The organism is Saccharothrix sp. NRRL B-16314 (assembly GCF_000716595.1).
Lineage (GTDB): Bacteria > Actinomycetota > Actinomycetes > Mycobacteriales > Pseudonocardiaceae > Actinosynnema.
In genome coordinates, this window is record NZ_JNXC01000030.1 from 96,847 (window position 1) to 123,109 (window position 26,263).

19 protein-coding genes and 1 tRNA gene are annotated in these 26,263 nt (G+C 69.3%); 8 read left to right on the plus strand and 12 right to left on the minus strand.

The genetic code is table 11. From position 1 onward, the window contains the following. Positions 1-47: 47 nt before the first annotated feature. Genes OQ02_RS47285 through OQ02_RS31525 form a run of 4 tightly spaced genes read left to right on the plus strand, consistent with a single transcriptional unit; the run spans position 48 to position 3,196 of the window. The gene (locus OQ02_RS47285; protein ID WP_442973693.1) at positions 48-461 is read left to right on the plus strand and encodes an acyl carrier protein; all 414 of its coding nucleotides are present in this window, start codon (positions 48-50) and stop codon (positions 459-461) included. 7 nt (positions 462-468) lie between these two features. Continuing rightward, a complete protein-coding gene (locus tag OQ02_RS31515) occupies positions 469-1,953 on the plus strand; it encodes an MmgE/PrpD family protein (protein ID WP_033442267.1) in 1,485 nt (494 codons plus the stop codon). Further along, positions 1,953-2,768, plus strand: coding sequence for an alpha/beta fold hydrolase (locus tag OQ02_RS31520; RefSeq protein ID WP_033442317.1), 816 nt, complete (start codon positions 1,953-1,955; stop codon positions 2,766-2,768). The genes OQ02_RS31515 and OQ02_RS31520 overlap by 1 nt, the downstream gene beginning before the upstream one ends. An 8-nt stretch (positions 2,769-2,776) precedes the next feature. Continuing rightward, on the plus strand, positions 2,777-3,196 hold the full coding sequence (locus tag OQ02_RS31525) for an SCP2 sterol-binding domain-containing protein (RefSeq protein WP_051773032.1): 420 nt from the start codon (positions 2,777-2,779) through the stop codon (positions 3,194-3,196). Between the two features lie 857 nt (positions 3,197-4,053). Here the strand turns inward: OQ02_RS31525 and OQ02_RS31530 are convergent. The 5 genes from OQ02_RS31530 to OQ02_RS31560 all read right to left on the minus strand — a co-directional run bounded on the left by OQ02_RS31530 (position 4,054) and on the right by OQ02_RS31560 (position 15,593). Further along, positions 4,054-7,974 carry a CHAT domain-containing protein gene (locus OQ02_RS31530; protein WP_156077429.1) on the minus strand — a complete coding sequence of 1,307 codons (3,921 nt, stop codon included), beginning with the start codon at positions 7,972-7,974 and terminating at the stop codon, positions 4,054-4,056. Then, positions 7,974-9,581 carry a CATRA conflict system CASPASE/TPR repeat-associated protein gene (locus OQ02_RS41510; RefSeq protein ID WP_051773034.1) on the minus strand — a complete coding sequence of 536 codons (1,608 nt, stop codon included), beginning with the start codon at positions 9,579-9,581 and terminating at the stop codon, positions 7,974-7,976. Before OQ02_RS41510 ends, OQ02_RS31530 begins: the two co-directional genes overlap by 1 nt. After that, on the minus strand, positions 9,562-9,882 hold the full coding sequence (locus OQ02_RS31540) for a CATRA system-associated protein (RefSeq protein ID WP_033442268.1): 321 nt from the start codon (positions 9,880-9,882) through the stop codon (positions 9,562-9,564). Before OQ02_RS31540 ends, OQ02_RS41510 begins: the two co-directional genes overlap by 20 nt. Continuing rightward, complete coding sequence (locus tag OQ02_RS31545; RefSeq protein WP_156077430.1) at positions 9,876-12,527, minus strand: CHAT domain-containing protein; 2,652 nt, start codon at positions 12,525-12,527, stop codon at positions 9,876-9,878. The genes OQ02_RS31540 and OQ02_RS31545 overlap by 7 nt, the downstream gene beginning before the upstream one ends. A gap of 1,248 nt (positions 12,528-13,775) precedes the next feature. Continuing rightward, positions 13,776-15,593 (minus strand): hypothetical protein, encoded by a 1,818-nt coding sequence (locus OQ02_RS31560; RefSeq protein ID WP_033442272.1) that lies wholly within the window; start codon positions 15,591-15,593, stop codon positions 13,776-13,778. Positions 15,594-16,524: 931 nt separating this feature from the next. Between OQ02_RS31560 and OQ02_RS31565 the strand changes: the two genes are divergently transcribed. Next, positions 16,525-16,607: transfer RNA gene (locus tag OQ02_RS31565), tRNA-Leu, on the plus strand. Here the strand turns inward: OQ02_RS31565 and OQ02_RS42965 are convergent. The 6 genes from OQ02_RS42965 to OQ02_RS31590 all read right to left on the minus strand — a co-directional run bounded on the left by OQ02_RS42965 (position 16,589) and on the right by OQ02_RS31590 (position 22,032). Further along, positions 16,589-18,346 (minus strand): recombinase family protein, encoded by a 1,758-nt coding sequence (locus OQ02_RS42965; RefSeq protein ID WP_081916079.1) that lies wholly within the window; start codon positions 18,344-18,346, stop codon positions 16,589-16,591. The genes OQ02_RS31565 and OQ02_RS42965 overlap by 19 nt on opposite strands. Positions 18,347-18,484: 138 nt before the next feature. Then, positions 18,485-20,578 (minus strand): FtsK/SpoIIIE domain-containing protein, encoded by a 2,094-nt coding sequence (locus tag OQ02_RS31570; protein WP_033442273.1) that lies wholly within the window; start codon positions 20,576-20,578, stop codon positions 18,485-18,487. Continuing rightward, entirely contained in the window at positions 20,575-21,186 is a 612-nt protein-coding gene (locus tag OQ02_RS31575) for a hypothetical protein (RefSeq protein WP_033442274.1), read from the minus strand. Before OQ02_RS31575 ends, OQ02_RS31570 begins: the two co-directional genes overlap by 4 nt. Next, positions 21,183-21,515, minus strand: coding sequence for a hypothetical protein (locus OQ02_RS31580; RefSeq protein ID WP_033442275.1), 333 nt, complete (start codon positions 21,513-21,515; stop codon positions 21,183-21,185). The genes OQ02_RS31575 and OQ02_RS31580 overlap by 4 nt, the downstream gene beginning before the upstream one ends. Continuing rightward, positions 21,512-21,841 carry a WhiB family transcriptional regulator gene (locus OQ02_RS31585; RefSeq protein ID WP_033442276.1) on the minus strand — a complete coding sequence of 110 codons (330 nt, stop codon included), beginning with the start codon at positions 21,839-21,841 and terminating at the stop codon, positions 21,512-21,514. The genes OQ02_RS31580 and OQ02_RS31585 overlap by 4 nt, the downstream gene beginning before the upstream one ends. Then, complete coding sequence (locus OQ02_RS31590; RefSeq protein ID WP_033442277.1) at positions 21,838-22,032, minus strand: hypothetical protein; 195 nt, start codon at positions 22,030-22,032, stop codon at positions 21,838-21,840. The genes OQ02_RS31585 and OQ02_RS31590 overlap by 4 nt, the downstream gene beginning before the upstream one ends. Positions 22,033-22,200: 168 nt before the next feature. On the opposite strand from OQ02_RS31590, the gene OQ02_RS31595 reads away from it, so the two are divergent. The 3 genes from OQ02_RS31595 to OQ02_RS31605 all read left to right on the plus strand — a co-directional run bounded on the left by OQ02_RS31595 (position 22,201) and on the right by OQ02_RS31605 (position 24,641). After that, positions 22,201-22,584 carry a helix-turn-helix domain-containing protein gene (locus OQ02_RS31595; RefSeq protein WP_033442278.1) on the plus strand — a complete coding sequence of 128 codons (384 nt, stop codon included), beginning with the start codon at positions 22,201-22,203 and terminating at the stop codon, positions 22,582-22,584. 138 nt (positions 22,585-22,722) lie between these two features. Further along, positions 22,723-24,294: a hypothetical protein gene (locus OQ02_RS31600; RefSeq protein ID WP_033442279.1), complete on the plus strand. Its 1,572-nt coding sequence runs from the start codon at positions 22,723-22,725 to the stop codon at positions 24,292-24,294. Continuing rightward, positions 24,291-24,641: a hypothetical protein gene (locus OQ02_RS31605; protein ID WP_033442280.1), complete on the plus strand. Its 351-nt coding sequence runs from the start codon at positions 24,291-24,293 to the stop codon at positions 24,639-24,641. Before OQ02_RS31600 ends, OQ02_RS31605 begins: the two co-directional genes overlap by 4 nt. On the opposite strand, the gene OQ02_RS31610 is transcribed toward OQ02_RS31605, so the two are convergent. Beyond that, the gene (locus tag OQ02_RS31610; RefSeq protein WP_051773035.1) at positions 24,630-26,204 is read right to left on the minus strand and encodes a hypothetical protein; all 1,575 of its coding nucleotides are present in this window, start codon (positions 26,202-26,204) and stop codon (positions 24,630-24,632) included. The genes OQ02_RS31605 and OQ02_RS31610 overlap by 12 nt on opposite strands. Positions 26,205-26,263: the final 59 nt, after the last annotated feature.

Genomic DNA, 26,263 nt, shown 5'->3' on the forward strand with positions numbered 1-26,263 from the left:
AGCAGGACCGGATCGTGCTGGAGTTCGTCCGCACCCAGGCAGCGATCGTGCTCGGGCACGAGAGCAGCGGCGAGATCGCACCCGACGAGACGTTCAAGGCACTCGGCTTCGACTCGCTGTCCGGCGTCGAGTTCCGCAACCGGCTCCAAGCCGGCACCGGCCTGAACCTGCCCGCCACCACCGTGTTCGACCACCCCACGCCGCTCGCGCTGGCCGGCTACCTCCGACAGCACCTGGCGGGCGCGGAGGAGACGAGCACGGGCGCGGAGTACTCCGAGTCCCACGTCCGCAAGCTGCTCGAACGGATCCCGATCGAGGCGCTGCGCTCCTCCGGCGTGGTCGACATCGTGCTCCGGCTCGCACCCGCCACCGAGCAGGAGCAGGCGGCCACCACCGACGGCGGCAAGCACATCGCCGACCTCGACGTGGACGAGCTGATCAACTTCGCGATGAACCAGTGAGGGGACGATGGACTCCGTGGACGGTCGGCTGATCCACCAGCTCGTGTCCTGGGCTGCCGGACTGCGCTACGACGACATACCGGCGCACACGGCGGCCCTGGCCCGCAGCCAGATCATCTCGGACCTGGCCGCGGTGCGGGCGGCGAGGGCGCACCCGCTGGGCCGCAAGATCGTCACCGCGTTCGGCGAGCCGTTCCGCGGCGACGCCCGGCAGACCGCGCACGTGCTGGCCGCGTTGTCGATGTGCCTGGAGTACGACGAGGTCGCGTACTCCGGGCACCCCTCGGCGTCCTGCGTGAACGTCGCCCTCGCCTACGCCGCGCAGGAACGGCTCGACGGGAGGCAGCTGATCACCGCGGTGGTCGCGGCGAACGAGTGCGCCACCCGGTTCCAGGCCGGGATGCTGCTCGGCTCGTTCTTCCGCGGGCAGAGCGCCACGTACACGCACCTGATCGGCACGGTGGTGGCACGGTCGCACGCCCAGCAGCACCCGGCCGGGATCTGGGCGGACGCGGCGGGCCTGGCCTTCGGCATCCTCCCGACCCCGGTGGAGGAGACGTTCCTGAACAGCGACGCCAAGTCGTTGGTGGCGGCGACCCCGGTGCGCATGGCACTGGACGCCTGCGACGCCGCGGTGGCCGGACTCACCGGTGCGCACGACGTCCTGGAGGGCGCGGAAGGCGTGCTCGCGCGGCTCTCCGACGTGCCCATGCCCGACGCCGTCGTCGCCGGACTCGGTCGCCGCTGGCACACCGACACGCTGTCGTTCAAGCGCTACCCGGCGAGCGCCTACCTCCAGGCCGCGTTCGAGTGCGCCGAACGCATCGCCGCCAGGGCGTTGATCGACCTCGACGACGTGACGGCGGTCCTGGTCGACGGCTCGATCCTGACCTTCCTGCTGCAGCACAAGGTCGCGCCGTTCCTGGCCGGCCCGGACACGCCGGTCGCGGCACTCACCTTCTCGGCCGGCTACCCGATCGCCACGATCCTGCTCACCGGCTCGCTGACCACCGCCGACCTGGCCGGAGAAGGCCTCGCGGACCCCGTCCGCTGGGCGCTCGCGGACAAGGTCGAGGTACGCCACGACAAGGACCTGACCCGCCGGATGGTCGCCGCGACCGTGCCGCTCGGCGAGGCGTTGCGGCAGGCGGGGCCATCGCGCGCCATGCAGGTGCCCGCCATCGCCGCGTTCGGTGCCGAGGCGGACGAGCTGCTCGCCGCGCTCGGGCCGCCGTCGGAGTCGTTCGTCGACGCCACGATGGCCATCGGCGCCAGGGTCGAGGTCGTGCTGCGCGACGGCTCCAGGCTGGTCGAAGAGCTCGGCCAGGCGACCGGGATGGCCGGACCGTCCACCAGGGACGGACATCGGATGCTGGCCGCCGCGAAGTTCACCGCGAGCGGCGGCCCGGCCGACGCGCTGGACGACCTGAGCCGGCTCGACGAACTGGACGCCGACGCGACGGCCGCGGCGGTGAAGGGAGCACTGGCGTGATGGAACTGGAGCAGTACCGGCGGTCGGTGGGCGGGATCAGCTACCTCGACGTCGGCGAGGGGCCGGTCACCGTGTTCGTGCACGGTGTGTTCACCAATGCGTTGCTGTGGCGCCACTGCGTGCAAAAGCTGGCGCCGCATCGCCGGTGCATCGCCATCGACCTGCCCGGTCACGGCCACACGCCCCCGGTAGCCGACGCCACGGTCCACGGCCTGGCACGTGCCGTCCGGACCGTGCTCACCTCCCTGCACCTCACCGACGTGCACCTGGTCGGCAACGACACCGGCGGCGCCGTCTGCCAGCTCGTCTACACGGCAGACCCCGGTCGGATCGCCTCGCTCGCGCTGACGAACTGCGACACGGAAGGCAACTTCCCGCCGCCGCTGTTCGCCCCGGCGGCGTGGCTGGCCAGGCTGGGTCTGCTCAGCCTGCTCCGGCCACTGGCGAACGCCCCGAACCTGGTCCGGCAGGCCTACCGGATCGGTTACCAGCACCCGGCGCCACCCGAGATCATCCGCCGCTTCGTCGCCCCCGTCATCGGAACACCCGACGGCACCCGCTTCATGCGCCGACTGCTGTCCTCAATGGACTCCAAACAGCTCACCGCCGCCACCGAAGCGCTGCGCCACTGCACGATCCCGACCGCTCTCATCTGGGGCACCGGTGACCGGCTGTTCAAGCTGCGCTGGGCGTCCTGGCTGAAGGACCTGATCCCCGGCGCCACCGACGTGGTGATCGTTCCCGGCGGCCGGTTGTTCTTCCCGGACGACCGAGCCGACGAACTCGTGACCGCGCTCCGGAACCATTGGAACTAAGGAGAAGCATGGCTGTCTTCGCGTCCACCGATGAGTTGTACGCCCACTTCGTGCCGTTCTTGGAGAAGGTGAGCCAGGGAGACCTGCGGCAGAAGTTCCTGTCGATCCAAGCGTCCTTCAAGGTGAACAACACCGACCCCGACGCCACCCTGTTCGTGGACTGCACCCAAGACCCCCCTCTGGTCAAGGCCGGAGACGCCGCGGCGGCCGAGACAGCGGACATCGAACTGACGATGTCAGCCGACGACAGCCACCGCTTCTGGCTGGGGGACCTGAACGTGACGAAGGCCGTGGCGACCCGCCGCATCAAGTTCTCCGGCCCCCTGCTGAAACTGATCGGCCTCCTCCCGGTCTTCCAACCAGCCTTCACCGAGTACCGCGAGTACCTCGTCGCCAACGGCCGCCGCGAGCTGCTGCCCGAGGAGTGACACCGGCGCCCTTCGCGGAATGGCTTCACCCGACCGTCACCACGACCTTGCCGAACGCCCCACGATCGAGGTGCCCGAGGGCGGACGGCAAGTCGGCGAGCGGGTACTCGGCGGCGATGACCGGTGCGATGCCGCCGGAGACCCCACAACCGTCCAGATGCCGATCAGGGAGATGCGGCCACCGACCGCCGCTGCTTCGCTCGAGCGTGCGAGGTGGTTCCCGCCGATGATTCCGCGCTCAACCGGACAGGACCTGGGGGGTGGAGTCGGGGTCCCGGGCTCCGCGTCGGTGAACAGTCCGGTGACCCATTGCTTGTCCGCGTAGAGGCGGACTTGGTCGGTGTGGTGCGGTGAGGCCTCGGTCAGTTCCGCGGCCATGACGAAGCTGGACCCCTGGCACACATCGGGGATCTCGCCGATCGGGCCGGGGACACCGGGCACCGAGATGACGTCGGAGCAGCCCTCCGGCCCCGGCAGCCGTGGATCGGGATGCCGGCGTAGTGCTGGACGGCGTCGAGCGGCACGTCCACCGGGACGCCGGCGGTGGTGAAACCTGCACGGCATCGGCGAAGGCTTTCCGGACACCGCAGTCGTCGGCGTCGATGCCGCGTGGTGTGTGCGCGGGGTCGGCCGGGTCGAAGGGCATCAGCCACAGGTCGGGGTCGATTCTATATTTTCAGTGTTGACTGAAGCATGGGCTGGCGGGACGTCGGCTTTGCTGAGAGTGGTGTGCGCCGCAACGGGCCGAACCGGATCAACGTCGTAGACCCGTTCTCACCATGGCGGTCGAGCAAGGCCGCGCCGATCCCGACCGCATTCCGCAATCCGCTCCGACGCCCGGGGGTGGCGGTCTCCTGTCAGCTGTGGCCGGCGTGGATGTGGCTGGACCAGAGCGTGGGGTGGTCGGGGTACTTGTCGCGGTGAAGGCGGACGGCGTGGTGCAGGGCGACGGCGGAGTGCTCGGGACGGGGTGGTGAGGTGCCGCCGTCGGTGAGGTAGTCGTAGACCTTGCGGGTGATGGAGAGTGCGACGTGGTCGTTGATCGGCCACAGCGTGCCGATGACGTTGCGGTACCCGGCCAGGTGGAACGCCGAGGTGAGGTGGGTGGCCTCGTCGGTGTGCCGCAGGGTGGTGTCCGAGGTCCCGCACGCGGAAAGGTAAGCGAGGCGGGCACGGGGCAGGTGGAGGGCGCTGACGTCGGTGACGGTGAGAGGGCTGCTCTGGTGGTCGTGCAGGACGAGCCGACTTGTCGCGGGGTCGGTCCAGTCGGTGATGCCATGACAGGCGAAGTGCGCGATCTCGTGGTCGGGCAACGCGGCGAGGACTCCGTCGCGGCTGGTGCTACCGCCCGGCGGGGGCAACGTGGTCGCGGTGGGCACCAGCCTGCGCAGCGCGGCGGCCTCGGCCGTGACCCCTGACAGCAACGGTGTGCCGGGCGCGTCGGCAACGGCCACGATGAGCGTGCTGCCGGTCGCATCCGTGGTCGGCGGTGTGCGGGTTCGCAGCAGCGCGCGGGCGGTGGGCGTGTAGGAAGACACGACGCGGTCCACGACCGCCGAGGCGCGGCCTCCGGCTGCGTGCAGGGGGAGGAACGTGGCAAGTCCGACCGGGCACCAGTGGACGCGGGGCCAGGCCCGGTCGTCGGGCAGCGTTCGGGTGTGGCCCAGGTGGTCCAGCACCGGGCCGGTGACGGTGTCCCCGAGCCACTCGAGGATGTCGAGGACCCGGCGCTGGGCAGCGGCCTGCTCGTCGGGTGCGGCGTCGGGATCGGTGGCGGCGTGCACGGCGGCTCGGAGGAGGGTCACCCGGTCACTCGCCGTCCGCAGGTCTGCGTCGGGCAGTGGCACGGCGTGCGCCGGCCGGTCGGGGTCGGCGGTGAGGATGATGGCGTGGCTGGCCCGGTCGTGCAGTACTACGTAGATGACCGGGCCGTCGGCCGCGGCGGATCTCAGCCGGTCCACCGATAGCGGGAGCAGGAATCCGGACAGGCCGGGGACCTCCCTGATCCGCGCCAGGAGCGCGTCCCAGCGGGCCACGAGCAGCCGTCGCGTGCGTGCCTGCCGCTCGTGGTCCACCTCACCGACGAGCCAGCCACCCGGTTCGCCACCGGAGTGGTCCAGCGCGTCCAGCGCTCGGCGGACCACGGAGAACTCGGCCGCGAGGTCCGGCGCGTGGAGCTCGACGGCGCTGAGGTCGCCACGCGTGTCCAGGGTGTCGGTGATCAGCAGTCCCCTGGTCTGCTCCAGCAGTTCGACCGCGCGGTCGACCCGGCCGGCGGCGATCGCCGCAGTGGCCACCGCGGCCGCGAGGCCGTGCAGGCCCGTGATGCGGTGCCTGCGATCGGGTGTGCCGAGGTTTCGTGGCGCGACCAGGGCCAGCAGCGCGACCGCTCGTTCGGCCATCGCCAAGGCGTGCGCGGTGTCGCCCGCCGCCAAGTCGGCGTCCGCAGCCCGATATGCAGCCAACGTGCGAACCGTGGTCGAGCCCGACCTGACCGCCCACGCGTCGTGGAAGCACGTCCTGGCTTCGCGGAGGTCGTCCTGATCACCGGTGCGCAGGAACCGCTGCCACACCGAGTCGCCGAGGTTGGCCAGACCGGTGCAGCGCTCGGGCCGGCCGGCCGGAGTGCGGACCACGGACCTGCGGCTGGCGTCGATGGCCTCGTCCAGCGCCGCAGGATCACCGGTGTGCTCGAACAGGCTCGTCAGCACCGTGCCGAGGTTGGCCAGCGCCGCCCCGTGCCGGGAGTGGTTCGCGGTGGACGTCGTCGCGACGGCTCGTCGCATGGCCGCCACGGCCTCGTGCAGGTCCGCGGGATCGCCCGCGTGTCGGAAACGGCGCCGTAGGGCACCGGCGAGGGCGGCGAGCCCAACGCCCAGTCTCGGATGATCACAGGGTGTGACTTGCACGGCCCGCCGGCCGACGACGATGGCCTCGTCCACCGTCGCGCGGTCCGACGTCCGGTCGAACAGTTCGGACAGCGACGAGCAGAGGCGGGTCAGGACGCGGCCGAGGCCGGCGTGGTCGGCGGACCCTGCGGCCATCGCCCGCCGACCGGCCTCGACGGCCTCGTCCAGCGCGATCGGGTCGCCGGTCGACGCGGACACCTCGCTCAACGCGCCGCTGATGGCGGACAGGCGCAGTCCGCGGCGGGCTTCGTCCGCGGGTAGCGAGGCCAGGGCTCGGCGCGCGGACTCGACCGCCTCCTCCAGCGCGGCCCGATCGCCGGTCAGCGCGAACCGGGCGGACAGGACGCCGCTGAGGTTGCCCAGGCACGTCATGTGGTGCGGGTGGTCCACGGGCGTCGCGGCCAGTGCCTGACGGACCGCCTTGACGGCGGCGTCGAGCATCGTGGGATCACCCGAGAACTCGAACACCCCCAGGAGGGTGTGACCGTAGTTGGACCGGCGCAGTCCTCGCGCGAAATCGTCGGCGGGCGTCGCGTCCAGAGCTCGGCGCGCGGCGTCGACCGCCTCGTCCAGCGCGGCCCGCTCACCGGTCCGCTCGAACCGGGTGATCTGGACACTGCCCAGGTGGGAGAGGTACAAGGGCCGGAGGACATGGCCGGGCGGCGTTGCCGCGACCGCCTCGCGAATGGCTGAAGCGGCGACGTCGAGAGACGTCAGGTCGTCGGTCCGGTCGAACTCGACCGTCAGCGCGAGCACGAGGTTGGCCACGCACTGGGCGTGGACGGGGTGCCCGATCGGGGTCGCGGCCACCGCCTCGTGTACCCGGTGGATCGCGTCGTCGAGATCGTCGAGGTCGTCGGTGCGCTCGAACCGGCGCAGCAGCGCGACACCGAGGTCGGACACGCTCAGGACGTGGATGGGGAACCCGACGGGGATCGCGGTCACCGCTGCGCGCAGTCTCGCGATCGACTCATCGATGTCGTCGAGGACAGCGGTCCGCTCGAACCGGCGCAGCAACGTCACACCGGAGTTCATCAGGGCCGCGCCGCGCCGCGGGTCCCCGGTCGGGATCGCGGCCACCGCTGCGCGGGTGACGTCGACGGCGTCATCGAGGTCCGCCCGGTCGTCGGTGCGCTCGAACCGGCGCAGGAGCGCCAGACCGAGGTTCGAGAGGCATGAGGCGTGGTGGGGCGCGTCGGGCGGGATGGCGGCCACCGCTCTCCGGGTGGTCCGGATCGCCTCGTCCAGGTCCCGCAGATCGCCGGTGCGCTCGAAGGCGCGCAACAACGCGAGTCCGAGGTTCTGCAGGCACAGGGCGTGGCCCGGGTCCTCGGCGGGAAACTCCACCACCGCCGACTGAGCGGTCCGGATCGCCTCGCGCAGGCTCCCGAGGTCGTCGGTCTGCTCGAAGTGGCGGGTCAAGGCGAGGCTGAGGTTGGCCAGCCGCGCGCCGCGGTCGAGCCGGTGGGGCGTGGGGTGGGCCACGGCCAGCCGACCGCACTTGATCGCCTCGTCCAGCGCGGCGAGGTCGCTGTTGGTCTCGAACAGCTTGGTCAGCACCATTCCGAGATCGGACAGGTGGGACGCGTGGTCGGGGTGGTCGGCGCCGCCCGAGGCCACCGCCAGGCGGCTGATGTGGACGGCTTCGGCGAGCGAACCGGTGTTCCCTGAGCGTTCGAAGTCCAGCCAGAGCGCGCCGCCGAGGTGGGACAGGTAGGTGGCGCGGTCAGGGTGGTCCGCCGGTGCGGCAGCGGCGAGCCCGCCGAGCAGATCGATGGCCCGGCGCAGAGTGGCGGGATCCCCATCGAGTTGGTGTGCGTCGAGCAGGCGGAGCGCTTCGGCGTGCCGTTCGTCCATTTCTCGCCGCATCACCGGTTCCCGTCCGTTCTCCGGTGTGCGGAAGTCCACAGCCACGCCTCGGTGCGGAAGGTCTTCACGGCGACGTCCACGCGGACGAACTCCTCGGCTGCGACGTCCGGAACACCCTCGCCGACGACGTAGCCGTGCAGGCGATCGGACACCATGGCGACGAGGTCGGCGTCGGGGTGGTCGACGACGGCTCGGCGCAGTGGGGCGCTGTCCAGGAGTCGGCCCATCACCGAGGCGATCTTCCCGCTGAAGCCGAGGGCCGCGAGCCCCATCGGGCCGACGTCGAGCGCCATGCGGACGCGCAGCCGATCCCGGTAGGCGCCGTTGTCGAGTCCCAGGCGGGTGGTCGTCTCCCGCAGCAGGACGGGCACCGCGCGCTGGACGTCGACGTGGACCGGCAGGAACACCATCAGCCCGTCCCCGGTGCCCTGGTGGTCGCAGTCGGCGAGCGTCAGGTCGAGGGCGCCCAAGACCGCGTTCACGAGGTCCGCCACTCGTTGCTGGAGTCGTGCCATCTCGGGCGTGCCGCGGGTGCTGTACCGGACGACGTCCAGCATGAAGCCCAGCCGGATGGCGTTGTGCTTCGGACGCGCCGGAGCGGCGACCTGCGCGGGCCGCGCGAGTTGCCGCACGTCGCGGGCGAGGGCGCGGCTTCGGTCCAGTTGAGTGCCCTCCTGGCTCAGTTGGGCCAGGAACCAGTCGGCCAGGCCGACGTCGGCGGGCAGCGGCTCGCTCTGGAGGGCGGCCATGTTCGAGCGGCTGATCTCCACCGACGCGCGCATGCGCTCCACCCGGTCCGCGGCGACGACCAGCCCGGCCTCGTCGCTGTGGAGTTCGCCGACGATCCCGGTGCGCGGGCGCCCGGACAGCAGTTCGCCCACGTGCTCGTCGACCTGGTTGCGCAGCTGTGTCAACCAGTTCTCGTCGTCGCGCCACACCCGCACGTGGTGCCGCAACTTCGCCGCCTGGAGCAGGTAGCGGCCCAGCGGCGGCATCGCCTCGTCACCGCGGCTCCACGTCCAGGCGCTCAACTCGGCGTCCTGGTGGGCCGGCGCGCTCACGACCAGGCGGCGGACCTGTGTGGTGTCCCTCGCTGGTTCCCACAGCACGAGTTCGCCCTGCCGGTACTCGCGGCTCCAGTCGACGTTTCCGCGGAGGCCCTTCGGGAGCGAGTCACGTGCGATCGACCGGGTGGCCTGGTGGATCAGGGCGACGCCCAGCAGGCCGTCGGTGCCCGAGTCCGCGATCTCGTCCCACCAGCGGACGAACTCGATCCACCCCGGTGGGACCCCGGACGCCAGGCCGGGTGCGGCGGGTGCGGCGAAGAGCACGGACAGGGCCAGCACATCGTGCAGCCGCCGCATGATCAGCTGGATGTCCACGGCCGCGTTCTGCGCGGCGCAGAGCCCTTGCGGCCCGCCGGGGACCACCACGTCGGGCGGCGCAGTGGGCAGGTCGACACCCGGAACCGGGGAGGTCGTGCCGAGGAGTTCCCCGCTCCGGTGCCAGACACCCAATAGCCCAGTCCGGCCGCGCTCGGCGTGCTTGCCGCGCAACGGCGCGAAGGCGTGGACGACGAGTTCCTGGTCAGTCCGCAGTACGGTCATCGTCTTCCTCGGTGGATCGGGTGGCTGTGCGGAGGCTGTCCAACGTCTCGTTGACCAGTTCCTCGACGCTCGGCGGTGGCGGAACGGTCGGCTCGGTGCCGAGGCGCTTGCCGCGGATGGGTGACAGCAGTTCCAGCGCGACGGTCGCCTTCACCAGCACCGACCCGTCACCCGCGCGCGCGGCGGCGGCGACGCGTGCAAGCCGCTCGTGCACCAGGAGCCACCGGCTCTCCGGCAACTTCCAATGCCTGACGTCGTCGAGGGTGAACATCGTGTCCTGCACCGATTCGCTGTTCAGCACTGGCGGGGGTCCTCCTCGGGGACGTGCGGTGCGGCGTGCCCGTCGCCGATGACGCAGAGGCTCGCCCAGGCGGCCGGCGGTGCGTCGTCGCCGAGTGCGAGGTAGTCGACCTGGGCGCGGTGCAGCGCCTCGGCGGGGGACAGGTCGCGCAGGTAGCGGTAGAACGAGGCCATGACGCGTGCCCCAGCAGACCCTCCCACGTCGGTGGTACCCGCCAGAACCCACCGCGCGCCCGCCAGCAGCGCGGCGGTGGGCAGGCCGAACGGTTCGGCCGCGGTGCGCGTCACGACGCGGCCCGACCAGCACGAGGCGGTGATGAGTGCGTCCGGCAACGAAGCCGCCAGCAGCTCGGCGGCGGTCAACCGGTCCGTCGGCGAGAGCGACAGTGCCTGGGCCAATCCGGCGCGCGCGGGACCGTCCACGTGCACATCGTGCTCGACCACGGGTGGCGAGCCGTGGGCGTTGATCACCACCGCCGCGTAGCGCTCGGCGGCGGCCAGCGCCGCGCGCAGCTCCGCCGCGGAGACGGACGTGACGGGCGCGTGGAAGCGGACCAGCGCGTCGAGCTCCCGACTCGCGCCGGGCAGCTCCGGGTCGATGAACACCAGCACACCCGTCCCCGACCGCCGGGGCTTGGCGCGGAGCGACGTCCACAGGGGGAAGGACGGCACGAGCGCGAGCGTGGCGAGTTCGGCGAGGAACCGGTCGCCCACGCGGACCGCGGCCACCGGGATCGGCCCGAGGAGCGTTCCCGTGGCCACCACCAGCGGCGGTGGCGCGTCCGCGGTGAGCAGGTACTCGACCAGGTCGGGTGGCACCACTGCCGCGCCCAGCTCCGCGAGCGCCTTGTGCTGCTCCTCCCAGCCGGCCTCGTCCGACGCGTTCGCGTACCGGGCGATGAACCCGTGCACCGATTCGGGCAGCACCACCTCGTCCACCTGCGGCTCGTGGCCCTCGCGCAGCCAGAACCGCACGCAGATCGTGTCGTCGTGGTCGAGCACGTCGACCAGCAGCGCACACCCGCCGGGCGGCAGGTTCGAGGTGAGCTCGTCCACGTCGAACGGATCGCGGCTCAACGCCCGACGCAGCTGGGTGGAGGTGGTGTGTTCGAGTCGTCGGTACAGCTCGGACAGCCTCTGCTCGGAGTCGGGCTCCGCGGACACGAGCGCGATCGTGGCGACGAGTTCACGCAGTTCGCCCGTCAGTCTGGCCCCCGTGCGCACGAACGCAGCGAGGGCCTCCGCCCGCGCGGCAGTCGCGATCGTCAGCGCGGTCCGCCCGTCGCCGAGGGCCGCCGCGCAGTGCATCGCGAGCGTGTACGGCTCGTTGTTGTCCAGGTAGAACGACCGCCGGTCGTCCGGGTCGGCGAGCCTGCGGCCGTCGTCCTCGTTCAGCCGGAAGCTCGCCACCGCGTGCGGCAGCGCTTCCGCCAGGCGTCCCGCTTCGGCGAGCTGGACGGCCACCTGCTGGTGGGCGATGCTCAACGGTCCCCGGTCGGCGTTCTGATCGAGCAGGTCGAGGGCCCGGGTGAAGGCTGTCAGCGCCTCTTCGGCCTGCCCGCGCGCTCGTGCCAAGAACCCGCGTTCCAGGATTGCGGCCGAATGCTCGTGTCGCGGTCGGAACCCTTCGACCTGTTCGTCGAGGAACGCGGTGACCTCGTCCAGCAGCCGCTGCGCCACGTCGAACCGTTTGCGCAGCCGGGCCAGCTGGGCCAGCAGGCGGGTGCAGGTCACGTGGTTGGTCGGTTCGCCGCGACCGAGCCGGAGCGCTTGGCGCAAGCGTCGTTCCGCCCGGTCCAGCAGGTCCGGGCGGCCGTCCACACCTCTCACGGCGTCCAGGTGGCCGAGACGCCGGGCGACCGCCGCCGCCCCCAGCCGCCTACCCGCGCGCAGGTAGGCCACGAATGCCTCGCCGTAGTGAGCCCTCGCCCCGTCGAAGTCGCCGACCTGGTGCAGCACCGCGCCCAGTTCGCGCAGGGCGTTGGCCACGCCGATCCGACGGCCGATCGCGGCGTACCGCTCCCGCGCCTCGGTGAGCAGGGTGCGCGCCCGGTCCAGGTCGCGCACGATGCGTGCGTGCACCGCCTCCTCGCGACAGATGTTGGCGAGCAGCAGTTCCACCTGCTCCGGCTGTCCGCCCGCTTCACCGAGGGCAGCGGCGGCGCGGCGTGCGGCGGTGAGCATCCCGGGCGCCGCCCCGTAGTCGTCGCGGAGCTGGGCGATCGCGGCGCGACCGAACCAGGCGTGCCCCTCTTCGAGGTGGTTGCCGATCGACCGGGCCGTTCCCACCACCCGGTCGAGCACCGCGTCCGCGCGCGTGAAGTCGCCCTGGTAACGCAGGACGGTCGCCAGTTCGCGCAGCGCCTCGCACAGCAAGGACGGCTCACCCGCCCGGTCGGCGAGGTCAGCGGCCTCGGACAGTCGACGTTCCGCCTCCGGGTAGTCCTCCTGCGCACCGCGCAGCCACGCCCACTCGATCAGGATGCGGCACCGCGTGCGCGGGTCGGGTACGTCCTCCGTCAGCAGCCCGCCCAGCACGCGGTGAGCCTCCGCCAAGTCGTGCCGGTCCACCGCCGCGGTGGCCCGTGCCAGGCGTGCGTCGAGGTCCGGGCTCACCGGGGTCGCCCGCACAGGGGAGGTCGCCACTCGCTGAGGTCGAACTCGCACGACTCGCTGTTCAGCGGCCCGGGGAGCCTGCCGTCGCAGTCGAGGGATTGTCGGATCACTGGAGCAACATCCGCCGCAGTCCGGCGGGGGACGCGGCCGGGGCGTTGCGACTGGATGGCCGCCTGGACGAGGTCGTCGAGGCCTTCGGCGTGCACCGTCCAGACGCCTCGTCGTGCTCGGCCCGGCGGGCTCCGGCAAGACCGTGCCGGCGCTGAGGTTCGTGCTCAACGTGCTCGACGTGCGAACCGGTGTGCCACCGAACCGGCAGCGGGAACGGATCATGGACCCGTCGCAAGTCCCGACCCGTGGAGTTCACGACGGTGATCGACCCGTGCACGGTCCCAGTCTGGACCATGGGATCTTGCACGATGCCCGTCATGGTGTTGTGCACCGATCGCCGCCACCGCGGTCCCTCACGATGACGTCCCACACATCCCCCAATGCGCCAGAGACGAACTGGTGTGGAATCTATAGCCTCCACGACCGGCGATCTCCGCACTAATAGGGTGGATCGACCTACCCTGACGACCCGCCCCAGTGGTCGGCGTGGTGGCGGGCTTACCGACGGGACGGCCGCTACCCCGTAGTAGTTGTTGATCGCCGGCCCGTTGTGGACCCGCGCCGTGTTCACCGCGTTTCTCGATCGTGTGACCCGTCAGGCGGGCCGGAAGGTGCATGTCGTCGCCGACCGGCACCCGGTGCACCGCGGCAAGGCGGTCCGCACCGGGCTGGAGACCAAGCCGACCGGGTCGAGCCGTGCCGGGCAAAGGCTCGCGAGGGTCTGTGACCGGGTGGAGGGGGCGACGCTGATCGTCACGGTCCTGGGCGTGCTGCCGGCGCTGCCGGTCGCCGCGGCGACCGGTTCCAAGCGCTGCGCAGACATCGACACCGCCCGCCACAACGTGCTCCCGCTGGACGGCCGCTCGTTCGAGCAGGTGCTGCCGGGAATGGCCGGTCTGCTCGGACCGCACGTGGTCAACCGGCCGCAAGCGCTCCTGGATCTTCACGTCTCAAGTGGACATCGTGGAAGGCGGCGCGAGATGCGCCATCCTCGACCTGGCGGCCACGGCGGCTGTCAGCCGGAACCGGGACCTCCGCGCACGACGCCACGCGGTCCGATTCCTCGATGCGCGGCCGGCGGGTGCCCCGGGAGTCGGCGGCGACCAGGTCGGCGGACAGAGTGCCGGCGTGACACGGGTCGTGGCGGTTCTCGGCGACGGCGAATGCTCATGTGGCGTCCATCGTGAACAGCCAGACATCGTCGACGCGACGGGCGGGGATGCCGGTCACCTCGCTGGTCCAGCGAAGCACAGGTGTTTCGTCGGTGTCGGGGAGATCGGCCACGAGGACCGTGTCGACGCCGTGCGCGCGTAGCCAGTCGGCGGCGGTGTCCGGTGTGGTCGCGACGGGATCGTGGCGGAGGATCGCGGCGACCGCCTCCTGGTACGGGCCGGGCAGTGCTTCGAACAGCACGGGACTGGTGGCGTCGGAGCCGATGAAGTAGCCGCCGGTGGTGCGGTAGGCCATGGTCGACACCGCCTGCCAGAGCAGTGGGACGGCTCCACCGTGCCAAGTGCGGGTGGCCCGTGGCACAGTCTCGACAACGTGCCCGCGGATCTGTTCGACACCTGTTCCGGTGAAGAAGGCGGGGATGTCGGCGGGCCTGGTCCTCTGGGCGTTGGCGGGCAGCCAGGTGCAGGACGCGGCCACCACCAGGGCGATGGCCGCCAAGCCGACCGGACGGGCCGATCGGGCGTGGAAGTGCTGCCACAGCAGGGCCATCATGAACGCGACGCAGAGTGCGACGAACACCGGCACGCGCCACGCCTCGGCCTGGCCGATCAGCGGAACCTCCGACAAGAGCCGCCACGGCAGGGAGACACCGGGATACCGACCGAGGACGATCAACGTGACCCCGAGGGACAACACAAGCAGAACGGTCGCGACGGCGGCGGTGAGGCGGAGCGAGCGGTTGCGGACGAACAGCGCTGCACCGATGAGGACGACCAGGATCGGGACGCCGATGTAGGTGCCCTGCTCTCCGGTGTAGATGCCGAGGCGTGGGGCGAGTTCTTCGGTTCCCAGGCGAAAGTGTGTCAGGTGGCTCGGAACGACCAGGTTCACGATGTCGGCGCCGGTGCCCTCGTGGTTGCGGATCTGCCCTTGCGGTCGTATAGGGCCCGCCAGGAGCAGGTACAGCGGATAGGCGCAGAGCACGGCGTAGACCGTGCAGCAGGCGACACCGGCGGTCAGCACCGGACGGAGACGTGCCACGGCCTGCCGGGGCCATCGCACGGCGAGAACACCGCCCGTCACGGCGAAAGCGATGGCGCCCAAGGCGACGGTCTGCGTGTAGAGACCGGTCTGGACCGCGAACGCCAGCCCGAGCAGTGCTCCGTCTCTCACCGGCCGGTCCACTCGGATGAAGATGGCCTTCACCGCCCACAGCAGGATCGGCGGCAGGACCGACCAGACGAGGTTGAGGTGACCGAAGTAGGTGTGCGCCACCACGAAAGGCGAGAACCCGTAAAGCAGTCCCGCCAGGGCTCGAGGTGCCCAATCGCTGACGTACGCGCGCGACACCAGGAACAACGCCGTCCCGGACGCGACCGGGCCGAGGATCATGCCGAGGTTGTACGCGGCGATCGGGCCCGCGGTCACCGTGATGGGGGCGAGCAGCGCCGAGAGCACCGGCATCGTCGTGTTCCACATGCCGTTGACGCCCGCGGGGGCGTTCATCGCCGTGGTGAACAACGGGTTCTCGCCCGAGGCGAGTGAGTGGGGGAACCAGGTGAGCCACCAGATGAACAAGTGGGAGTCGACGTCCACTTCGCCGATCGTCACTGTCGTGAACGCGCTGAGCACGTTGTGGTGCAACCCGAGCGAGACCACCAGGTAACCGGCCACGGTCAGACCGACCACGACCGAGCCCCGTACGGGCCGGGACGGCACGCCGGCATCGCCACCCGACTTCCCCGGATCCCGGTTCCCGGTTGCTTCGAGGCTCGGCCGGCTGGTCTCCAACGGCAGGTCGCCGATAGTCATGTGACTTCTTTCGGTCACCGTGGAAGCGATCGATGCTTCCACGAGGTCATGGAGATCGAGTCGCACCGGGTGCCGCCCTGCCCGCGGTCATGCGGACGTTCCGACACCCCGCCGCCATCGCCTCGCTGACGCAGCGGCCTCCGACACGCACCGCCACCACGGAATCCACTCGACAGAATCCGCACACGGCAGCAAGACCCGCCTCTCGAACACGACCCGAATCGAGACGCACATCCTCACCGTGGCGTAGGCCGCACTCAGGCATTCACACCATCGTGGGCACGTCCAGGCCGGTCACGATCTTCTCCATCGCCGAGGCGGCCGGCGGGTCGGTGCCGACGGTGTCCAGTAGCGCTTACCTCGGAGAGCGCGGCTGGCAGCCGACGTAGTCGACCGCCTTGTGCAGGAACGATGTCCGGAGATCAACGCGTGATGCCGACAGGCCAGGGAAGTGGATCCGGCGCGCAACGCCGACATCAAGCACGTTACGTTGACGATCACGGCCGACGCGGTGGCGGATGGAAAGAACGCCCGCAGCGCGTCCACAGGCCGCGCAGTAGAGCGACGGACGGCACGCCGTCAACTCCGCCGTGACGGAGCAGGAGGAATCCACCTCGGGGCGTCCCGAGCTTTCGACCCCCTGAGGCGACAAAGCAACACCGCCACGATCCGCAAGAGTGTCACTGGCAGTAATCGACTGCTAACTCATCGAACTGGCAACCTGAGGCCTCGTAGGCGAGCTTCACGCGGGAGCCGCGGAACACCTCGCCCGCAACTAGAGATCGCGATCCCGCCACCTCCTTCGTGGGGCGGTCGCCCTCGCTCCTCTGCATGGCCGCATTGCCGCAGGTCAGGGTTCTCGGGGGCCCCCGATTTTGGCCACCGAGAACGATCATGTAACCTATGCACACACCACGGCGAAAGCCGAGGAGTCCGGGTGGCGGAATGGCAGACGCGCTAGCTTGAGGTGCTAGTCCCCGAAAGGGGGTGGGGGTTCAAGTCCCCCCTCGGACACGAGCACTATTCACATTGCCCACGGGTTTGATGATCACATCAGCCACGTGGGCATTGTTTTTGTAGAGAACTTGCAGGTCAAGGGCGGTATAGAGCCCTGCCAACGTCTCCACCTTGGCATCGTTGACCGTCGCTCCGATGTCACCCAGCGAGTCGATCATGGCGTGTACTTCGGCCGCCGTCAGCGTCTGCGGTGGTGGTGTGCCCTCCAACTCGGCCTTGGCTGCCGCTCGTGCGGCCTGAGCTTCGTTCATGGGCTCTACCAGTGCCATCGGGTCGATTCCGGCTTTGATCGCTGCCTGGAAACGGCTGAGTTCCTGCTCTGCCTTGGCCAGTCGCTTTCGTGCCGTGTCGTGGTTCGTGGGGGTATCGGTCCCCTGTGAGGCAAGCAATGCCGCGACGGTCCGGTCAACGTTCTTCGGTGCGAACAACTCGCTGAGCCACTTGTTCACCGCCTCTTGAAGAACGTCCTCACGGAGGTAGATCGTCGCCGGGTGGGTGCCGAGCACGGGGGAGCCGATGGGAAGAGTCCTTGCTGGGCACCGGTAGTACATGCCGCGCGCCCGTGGGCTTGCTTCCATCTTCCGGGCGCACACCGTGCACCGCACTCGACCACGGAACAGGTAGGTCCGTTTCGTAGGTCGCTCGGAGCGTTCCGTCTTTCGAGCGGTCTTCAGGCCACCGGCCGACTTCGACATGCGGAGCAACTGCGCTTGCGTGAACTCCTCGACGCTCACGATCTCAGGGTGCGCCGGTTTCCGTGATCTGACGATCCGGTCGGTGCTGGCCTTCCGAAACCGGATCACGTGTCCTGCCGCCACGTCATCGGGGTCGAGCAACGTCTCGTGCCGCATCCACCGGCCGAAGAACGCGTACCCGGTATACCGGGGGTTGTCGAGAATCGCCCTCACCGTGCCGCCCTGCCAGGCGGCACCGGACCGGTGAGGGTTCTGATCGGGCCGCCGTGCCGAAGGGCAGGGAACCCGGTCCCTGTTCAAGCCGGTTGCGATCGCCCGGTCACCTCGTCCGCTGAGGTACTCGGCGAAGATCCGCCGCACCACCCCGGCGGACTCCTCGTCAATCGCCAGTACCCGCAACCGGTATCCCTCGGCGGCTTTGCGCGGGTTGGGATGTGGTCCGCCGTCCACGGTCTCGTATCCGTACGGCGCGCGTCCGCCCTGGTGTCGCCCTTCGTTGAGCACCTGAGCGTCCATAGCCGCCCGCACCCGAGCTTGGACGTGCTGGCGCTCCGATTCACTCATACCGCCCAGCACGCTCATCAACATCTTGTGCGAAGGGTTGCGCGGGTCGAACCTGCCGCCCAACTCCGGCACCCAGAGATCAACGCCGTACGCGGCGAACTTCGGTGCGATGAGCGAGAACTGGTTGCCGAACCAACACCGGGTGCCCTCACCGACCACCACGGCGTTCCACCCGCGATACGGGTTCTTCAACGCTTGGAGCAGCCGAGACGCCTCTTCCCGACGCTCCCACGGCACCGACCGTGATTGGCCGATGTCGAAGAACTCTTCCGCGATCACGCCGCCGAGCGGTTCCACGAACGTCCGGGCGTTGCCGAACTGCCACCCACGCGACGTCTTCGGGTCTTGGTTGTCCTCGGTCGAGCACCGCCCGTAGGCCGCTACCGGTCCGATGCCGTCCTCTACGGCGTCAACCACCTCGACGCCCAGCAGCTCGTCCAGCGTCGCCCACGGGTCGCGGCTGATTTCAACAGTCATCGTCACCCCCTCTCGGAGGTCCGTCCAAGACCTCCACCTCGGTCAGTTCGACCAGTATGGCAAGCAGTATGCGGCTGACAGCAGGTGTGAGCGCAGGAAGTTCGCTCGGCACGCGCACCGTGACACGCTCGTCAGCGGTCATCCCTGATCACCGTCCTGTGAGCCGATTTCATCAGCCGCCACCCGCTCCACAGCCGCCCGGATGTCGGCTGTCAGGTAGCCCCGTACGCGTCGCGTGCCCTCACCGTCAGGCACGTACTGCCGAAGCGGCTTGCACCCCAGATCGCCCATCTCCCGAGCGAACGTGGCCGCGTCAACCTCCAGCGCCTCGACCAGCTCGGCGGTAGGCACGAACTCCCGCTCGTCCAACTCCTCACCGAGGTAGTCCACGACCGCCGCCAACGGCTCGGGCAGGTCGACCACCCACCCGTCAGCCGTGCCGCTCACGATCGCCTTGACCACCGACGTCGAGTCGATCGGCTGTCGAGCGTCATCACCCACGGCGTGACCCGCCAACGTGCCCGCAGCCTCCCGAAGCGCACGGCCACGCGCACAGATCGCCCGCCACTCGGCGTTGGGCATGTAGTACGTCCGCACGGTCAGAGCGACCAGGTCCGCCCCGGCGTCCGTCTCGCCATCCGGCCGCAGGATGCCGACGCCCTTGTGACTCGGCAGCAACGTCGAAGCGTCGTACCCACGGGTGTTCATCTGCTCGCCGAGCACGATGTTCGAGTCACGCCAGTCCATCACCCGCAACGCGAACCGCGAGCCGAGCACCGCCCGCAACCGAGACGGGATGGTGTTCGAGTCCGGCCGCTGAGTGGCCAGGATGACCACCACACCGGCCGCCGGTCCCTTCCGCACGAGGTACGTCAACAGGTCAGCGATGTACGCGCCGAGCGTGGTTTTCTTGCCTCCAACCTGCTCACGGGTGGGGTTCTCAAAGAACACCTGGACCTCGTCAACGACCACACCAGTGATCGGCATCCCAAGGTCGGCATCCCGCGAGATGGCAGGCGTGATCTTCGACTCCGGGCAGACTTCATCATCCAAAGTGGACATGCGCGCGTACCGTGCCTGAACCTCTGCCACCAACTCCACGAGGTGATCCCGCACGGCGTACGCGTGCTCCAGCTCGTCCCCGCACACGTACCGGTACGCGATCTGCTCGGCAGCCTCCCAGTCCTTGCCGCCCTTGCCGTCGAACACGTACAGCCGTGTGTATGGGTCCAGTACCATCCCTGCCGCAGCCAACCGCGTAGCGAACGTCTTGCCCTGACGAGGAATCGCGCCCACGAGCAACGACGTCCACACCAACGGAAGATCGATCCTCCGGTTGCGCGCGTCCCGCCCGAACGGCACCGGACGCCACGCATCCCACCACTCCACGTCGAGCAACGGCGTCCGCAACGGTGGACCGGCGTACGGGTCTTCGTCAGCCACCCACAGCGACACCCGCCCAGCGTGCCCACCACGGCCACGGACCCGCTCCACGATGAGCTGTACCTCGTCCACCGCCAACGCGGACGCCAGCGCGTCCCGATTCTTGATGACGTCCGCAGCCTTCCGCGTAGCCGGCAGATCGACCGTGACCGCCCATCCGTCACCGACCCGTGCCGCACGTTCGACCAACCGCAAGGTCTCGTCCTTGCCGATCAGCTTCGCGTCCCGGAACGCATCGACCAGAACTTGCGGGTCCATCGTCCAAGTGAGCGTGCGCGGACCGGCGAGTACCGCCTTACGGCCAGGTGAACCGTCCTTGCGTCGCCCCACGATCGCAAACGTCACCGCCGCCAACCCGGATGCACTCCAGAGAACAACCTCGCCGTAGAGCACGTACAGCACGAGCAGCGTCGCCGAGACGGCTCCGAACACGGCACCGGTGACCTTCCACCGGAACAGCGTCAAGGCGCGAATCTCAACGAACTTGTCCGCCAGCTTCTCGGACTGCTCGGCAGCCTCCCGGTAGTCCCGCACCCGAACCCAACGCCGCCACGCTCGCGCAGCGACCAAGACGCCCCGACCGACGCCACCGAAGAACCGACCGGGAAGCCGGACCAACCACCCGAGAGCGTCCCTCACCGCGAGCCGAAGCGCCTCACGAGACTTCAACAAACGCGGGATAGCCCTCGACTGCTGCCAGCCGCTCTCGAATCGGCGAACCAACGCCAGCTGATCAGCAACCAACTCGCCGTCGTACACGGGCTCAGCCGGCACCAGGTCGCCGTTCATGAACGGCCCCCGTCCTCAGCAAGCGCCGCCGCGAGCCGAGACGACAACCCACGCGAGCATCCGGTGACCTTCCGGACCCACGCCGGCGTCACCTTCACGTCCGGCGTTCGTACCGCCCGAGCCGCCGCGAGGTAGTCCGCGAACGACGTCCGCGGAACCGAGGGCGCCGGTGGCGGGGGAGCGCTCGGCGAGGCGTTCACCGCCGCGCCGAGCTTGTCCCGCAACTCCGTAACCGCCTCCGCAGCCACGAACACCACCAACGGCGGCACCGAGTGCAGCACCACCAGCGCCGCCGATCCGGCCACGAACGCACTCCAGGTGTTCATGACGTACGTGGCCGCGAGCGTGAACCACTTCGCAGTACGCACCCACCCGCCCATCCGGACGCCATACCGAGCCGTCACCTGCTCGGCTCGAAGGATCGCCAGCAGCACCAGCGACACCATCGGGTCGAGCAGCCAAGCCGCACTCCACGCCAGCGACCACACCGGCGCACCGGCCGCCGCGAACTGCTGGACGTTCGTCATCGTGAACGCCAACCCGAGCAGAATCCCGGTCCAGCACAGACGGTCCACCTGCCGCGCCACCCGCTCGACCGACTCACTCATCGCCGCTCACCCCGAGGTCGAGACGGCTCGTACGTCGTCACGGTCAGCGCCCGAGTCAACGTGTAGGACGCGAACAGCGCAGGCACGACCAGCACCGCCAGGAGCAACCACCCGCCACCGCGCTGAGTGATCACCACCCACTGAACGATCACGATCAACACCGCGTTGACCGCCACCCGACCAGCCAGCGACACCAGCCGCGCACTGCTCCGCGCGACGTTGGCCGCCGCCTTGGCACGGCGAGCACCAGCCCGCCACACGAGCAACAGCACCAGGAGTACACCGACACCGGCCAGCACCTGAGTAGGCGTGAGGCTGAGAGCGTTCATGAACGCGGCCCCCTCTCGACCCGTTCACCGCGTCGCAGCCAGTGCGGGTACAGCTCCCGCCGGTCATTCGCCGACAGCGCACCCCAGACGCCCACGGTGTTCTCACCGGCCGTGCGCAACTCCAGCTCCAAGCACTCGTCCCGCACCGGGCAACCGGCGCAAATCCGCGCGGCCAACTCCCGGTCGGTCATCTCCTCATCGGCCCACGGTGGTGAGTCCGAGAACGCCCACATGCACAGCCCGTCGCGCTCGACGACACCGGCCAACACCTCGGACGGCACCCACCGGAGCCGGTCCAGCTCCCAAGCGATCGAGATCAGGTTCACGACGTGCCTCCCGAACGGGGCTCGTCGAGCAGCCGCACCAGCACGTTCGCCGGAATGACCAACCGGCCGCGCCGCCGCACCAGCGGCAGCCTGCCGAGCCGGATGGCGCGGTGGACCGTGGACGCCTCGACGCCGAGAACCCAAGCGGCCCGGCGAACGGAGTAACCGGAAGAAGGCAGAGAAGTACGCATCAGGAAAGGCCCTTCGACTATTCGAGCTGACGATTTCAGCTCTAGATTGCTGATTTCAGCGCAACAGAGGGCGTGTTTGATCGCACCCGGCGCGAAATGCGCCGTGTCACGTCACGGAACAGCGGAAGACGGCTAATCTCAGCGCTGAGGCGGAGCGCGGAGGAATACGTGTCGGAGGATTGGGCGGCAGTCGCCAAGGCCATCAACCAGCGCGTGAATGAGCTGGGTTGGCGTCAACGGGAGCTTGCGGAACGCTCGCACGTCTCGCAAGCGATCGTCCGCGAGATCCAGCACCACACCGTCGAACGCCGCCGCAGTCCGCGGACGCTTGAATCCCTGTCCACCGCGCTCGGTTGGCACCCGCAACACCTCGAAGCCGTTCTGCACGGCCGAAAGCCGCCGCAAGCCGACGAGCCGGTCACCGACCCGGCCGACAGCCTCTGGTCCCGTTTGGACGGTTTCGAGCAGCGGCTGAACGACATCACCGACCGCCTCGACGGCATCAAGTCGGACCTCTCGACCGTGATCGAGCACGTCCGCGATCGCCGCTAGCGCGATGCATTTCCGCTGGTGGAGCGAGCTGCTTTCCATGGGCTCAATTCCACTGCGGATACGCGTTCCACCCCATGCACCACCGATGCACATCCACTGCACAACCAGTGCACATCGCTCCGGGGGGACAGCGAGAAGATGAGCCTGCACGAGGGCTGGACCGGCCGAACCGCCAGCGCACTCCAAGCCGCCATGCGCCTCACCAACGAGGCGTTCGCCGAGCACCTGGGAATCGCCGTGCGCACCGTCGCCGGCTGGCACCAGAAACCGGACCTCAAGCCGAAGTCCGAGATGCAACAACTCCTCGACACCGCCCACGACCAAGCGGACCCAGCCGTCAAGACCAGGTTCGCCGCCCTGACCGCCGAACCGAAGCTCGACCTCCCGGACGGCGCGGCGGCCGACGCCGAACTACGGCTCAGCTCCGACCCGAACATCGTCGCGGCGCTGGACTGGCTCGACCAGCACGCGGGCTGGGAGCCGGGAACCGCACGGCGGGAAGTCGCCGCTCGGCTCGTCCGCCTGGACGTCCGCGCGCTACAGGACCGGGGCGTCCGCCGAGGACGGGTCGACCAACGCGACACCGCAGGCGCGCTAGCCGAGTACTACGGCACAACGACTTCCGGTCACGGCCGCTACGCCGCTCGCTTCGGGTCGAACACGCGCGCGTCCACGACCGTGCTCACCCACCCGGACTGGCTAGACCTCGACTGCCCGCTCATCCCGAGCCACGATCGCCTCAAGCTGTCCGCAGTGACCTCGGACGATCACCAGCCGATGGACGAGCAGAGCGCCGGACGCGCGGCTCAGCGCTTGGCCGAATCACTGGCGCTCGGTCATCGCATGGTCAACATGCCGCTGTACCGACTGCTCGACGTGAGCATCGGCAAGCACGCGCTCGAAGGCTCCATTGGCGTGACGAACTTCGTGGGGTACGTCGTGACGATGGACCTGCTTGAAGGCGAGCTGGTCGACGCGCTCACCGCCGACCAGCCGATCACGCCGGACAGCCTCCCGCTCCGCAACGCCTACCTTCCGGACCTGCCCTCGGTCCTTGACGTCGCCGATCGCATGTGTGCAGGTGGCGCACTCGCCCTGACCGCGATCGCACGACCAGCCGACCCGTACCGAGGCGAAGCGGACTACCTCCTGCTCGTCCAGGAACGCTCCGGCCACGTCATCAACGCTGCCCGCCGCCTGGCCGTGATCCCGAAGGGCTTCCACCAGCCGCTCACCGACTTCCGGGCCGATGCTCAGGTGGGTGCGACGCTCAGGCGTGAGATGGAAGAGGAACTGTTCGGCCGTGAGGACATCGACAACACGGTGGGGGAGCAGCGCCACGCGGACCCGATGCATCCAAGCCGCCTGTCCGAGCCGATGCGCTGGCTCATGGCTGCGCCAGACAGGCTGCGCATGGAGTGCACCGGCTTCGGGCTGAACCTCGTCAGCGGCAACTTCGAGTTCGCCAGCCTGATCGTCATCGAGGACGAGGAATTCTGGACGCGGTTCGGTGGAGAGGTCAGAGCGAACTGGGAGGCGTCGAACCTCCGGCAGTTCTCAAGCCTCGACACCGAGCAGATCGAGGCGCTGGTCAACGATGTAGCGTGGAGCAACGAAGGACTGTTCGCGCTCCTCCAAGGTCTCCGCCGGTTGCGTGATATCGGTGGGAGCCGGGTGAGCCTGCCGACAATCGAGTGGGAGACAGAGTGACCGCCAACTGGCAAGCCGGAAACGCCGCCGAGGACACCACCGAGACTCGGGGCTGGCTGGTCGGCCACTTCATCGACCCGTCCGAGGGCGTGCGGTCCCAAAAGGACGTCGAGGTCAAGTGGTTCACCCACCCGGCCGGTGACAAGCGTGTCGAGTGGACCTCGGACGACCAGCGCACGACACTGGTCATGTTGGTACAGGGGAACTTCCGGGTGGACACCACCGAAGGCAACACGACCATGAGTCGCCCCGGCGACTACGTCATGTGGGGTCCGGGCATCGACCACTCGTGGGAAGCACTCGCCGAGTCGACCGTCATGACGGTCCGCTGGCCGTCACAGAGCTGACAGCTCGAACGTCGGCAGTCGCACCCGTGCGCCGCCGATCTCGGGCAGCCGCCGAAGTCCCTGGAGCAACGCGAACAGCCCTTCGTTGCTCCAGGACTCGTGCGTCACAAGATCGGTGAGTAGTTCATCGTCAAGGCTCGAATACAGGCGCAAGCCGGACGCTTCCCAATTGGCCTCGACCATCCCGCCGAAACGCGGCCAGAATTCCTCGTCCTCGATAACGACGAGACTGGCGAACTCGTAGTTCCCGCTCATCAGGTTGAGCCCGAACCCGGTGCCCTCCATCCGCAACCGGTCAGGCTCCTCCGCGAGCCAGCGCATCGGGGCTGACAAGCGGCTCGGATGCATCGGCAACGCCGCGCGCCCGTCACCCACCACCGTGTCCACCTCGCTGCGTCCGAACAGCTCCTCTTCCAGCTCCCGGAGCAGCGTCGCCCCAACCCGCGCGTCTGCCCGCACATCGGTCAACGGCTGGTGGAACCCCTTCGGCACAACGGCAAGCCGTCCGGTCGCGTTGAGCACGTGGCCTGACCGCTCCTGCACCAGCAGGGCGAAGTCCGGCCCACCACGGTACGGATCACGTGGTCGGGCGATCGCACACAGCGCGAGCACGCCACCCGCACACACCCGCCCTGGCAAGTCGACTACGGCATCGAGAGACGGCAGGAACTCGGCTCGAAGCGGCAGGGCGCCGGTCCCAGTGCCACGAGCCACCGCGTCGATCAACTCACCTTCGAGCAGGTCCGCAGTCAGCGCGTACTCGGCGAACTCCACCAAGCCCACCGTGCCGCCGATGGCTGAGCCGAGGTCGAGGCTCAGCAGCCGGTAGAGCGGCAGGTTCATGACCCGCACGTCCAACGCCGCCCACTCGGCGAGCCGTGCGACAGCCGCCGTTGCTGCCGCTTCGCTCAACCCCTTGCGGGAGTCGTCACGACGGCCGGCAAGCACCAGCCGATCGTTCTCCGGCGTCAACGGGACAGAGCGACCGAGCCACTCGGGACGGACAAGGATGCTGGTGCTGACGTCACGGCTACCGCAACGCGCCCGGTACATCTCGTACCCGGCAAGGCCGCGCCGGTAGTAGCTGCGCAGCGCACGAACGATCTGCTCCCGTCCCGCTTTGCCGCGCCGGGAACGCCGGTCGACCAGCGCGCCAGACTCAAACGTGGAGAGCTTCGCGTGAACCCTCTCTCGGCTCTCTCCGAGTGGCCACCCTGCCCGCTCGTCCAGCCAGTCCAGCATCTCCGCCAAGCCCGGATGCCCGCCCACAGCCACCCCTCCGACCGGACTGCCCGCGGAACGCTTAGCCGACGATTCAGCCAACAGCTCATGGATGCTGGTGCGGAAAATCTTCTCCAACAGCCGAGCAGTCACCGGCCGCACCGGACCCAGCGGTTGGCCGGATGATCTACGGCCGGCAACCAGCCGGTGGAGGTGTCGCAGGCTGATCGTGCCCGGCTCTCCGGACTCCCGAGCGAACACCTCGACGTAGTCGGCGAACTCCTCCAAGGTCTGCTGCCGGTCCCAGATCCTCTGCTCAAGCACCGTCCGCGCCACCCGCATGACAACCCCTCACCCCGGCTGATTCTGCGCTGACAAACCGTTGATTTCAGTGTGTCACG

What these genes read in the sequence shown, in the direction of transcription:
- OQ02_RS31515 (WP_033442267.1), top strand. Translation starts at nt 469, where the DNA reads ATGGACTCCGTGGACGGTCGGCTGATCCACCAGCTCGTGTCCTGGGCT.
- OQ02_RS31520 (WP_033442317.1), top strand. Translation starts at nt 1,953, where the DNA reads ATGGAACTGGAGCAGTACCGGCGGTCGGTGGGCGGGATCAGCTACCTC.
- OQ02_RS31525 (WP_051773032.1), top strand. Translation starts at nt 2,777, where the DNA reads ATGGCTGTCTTCGCGTCCACCGATGAGTTGTACGCCCACTTCGTGCCG.
- OQ02_RS31530 (WP_156077429.1), bottom strand. Translation starts at nt 7,974, where the DNA reads ATGCGGCGAGAAATGGACGAACGGCACGCCGAAGCGCTCCGCCTGCTC.
- OQ02_RS41510 (WP_051773034.1), bottom strand. Translation starts at nt 9,581, where the DNA reads ATGACCGTACTGCGGACTGACCAGGAACTCGTCGTCCACGCCTTCGCG.
- OQ02_RS31560 (WP_033442272.1), bottom strand. Translation starts at nt 15,593, where the DNA reads ATGACTATCGGCGACCTGCCGTTGGAGACCAGCCGGCCGAGCCTCGAA.
- OQ02_RS42965 (WP_081916079.1), bottom strand. Translation starts at nt 18,346, where the DNA reads ATGACTGTTGAAATCAGCCGCGACCCGTGGGCGACGCTGGACGAGCTG.
- OQ02_RS31570 (WP_033442273.1), bottom strand. Translation starts at nt 20,578, where the DNA reads ATGAACGGCGACCTGGTGCCGGCTGAGCCCGTGTACGACGGCGAGTTG.
- OQ02_RS31575 (WP_033442274.1), bottom strand. Translation starts at nt 21,186, where the DNA reads ATGAGTGAGTCGGTCGAGCGGGTGGCGCGGCAGGTGGACCGTCTGTGC.
- OQ02_RS31580 (WP_033442275.1), bottom strand. Translation starts at nt 21,515, where the DNA reads ATGAACGCTCTCAGCCTCACGCCTACTCAGGTGCTGGCCGGTGTCGGT.
- OQ02_RS31590 (WP_033442277.1), bottom strand. Translation starts at nt 22,032, where the DNA reads ATGCGTACTTCTCTGCCTTCTTCCGGTTACTCCGTTCGCCGGGCCGCT.
- OQ02_RS31600 (WP_033442279.1), top strand. Translation starts at nt 22,723, where the DNA reads ATGAGCCTGCACGAGGGCTGGACCGGCCGAACCGCCAGCGCACTCCAA.
- OQ02_RS31610 (WP_051773035.1), bottom strand. Translation starts at nt 26,204, where the DNA reads ATGCGGGTGGCGCGGACGGTGCTTGAGCAGAGGATCTGGGACCGGCAG.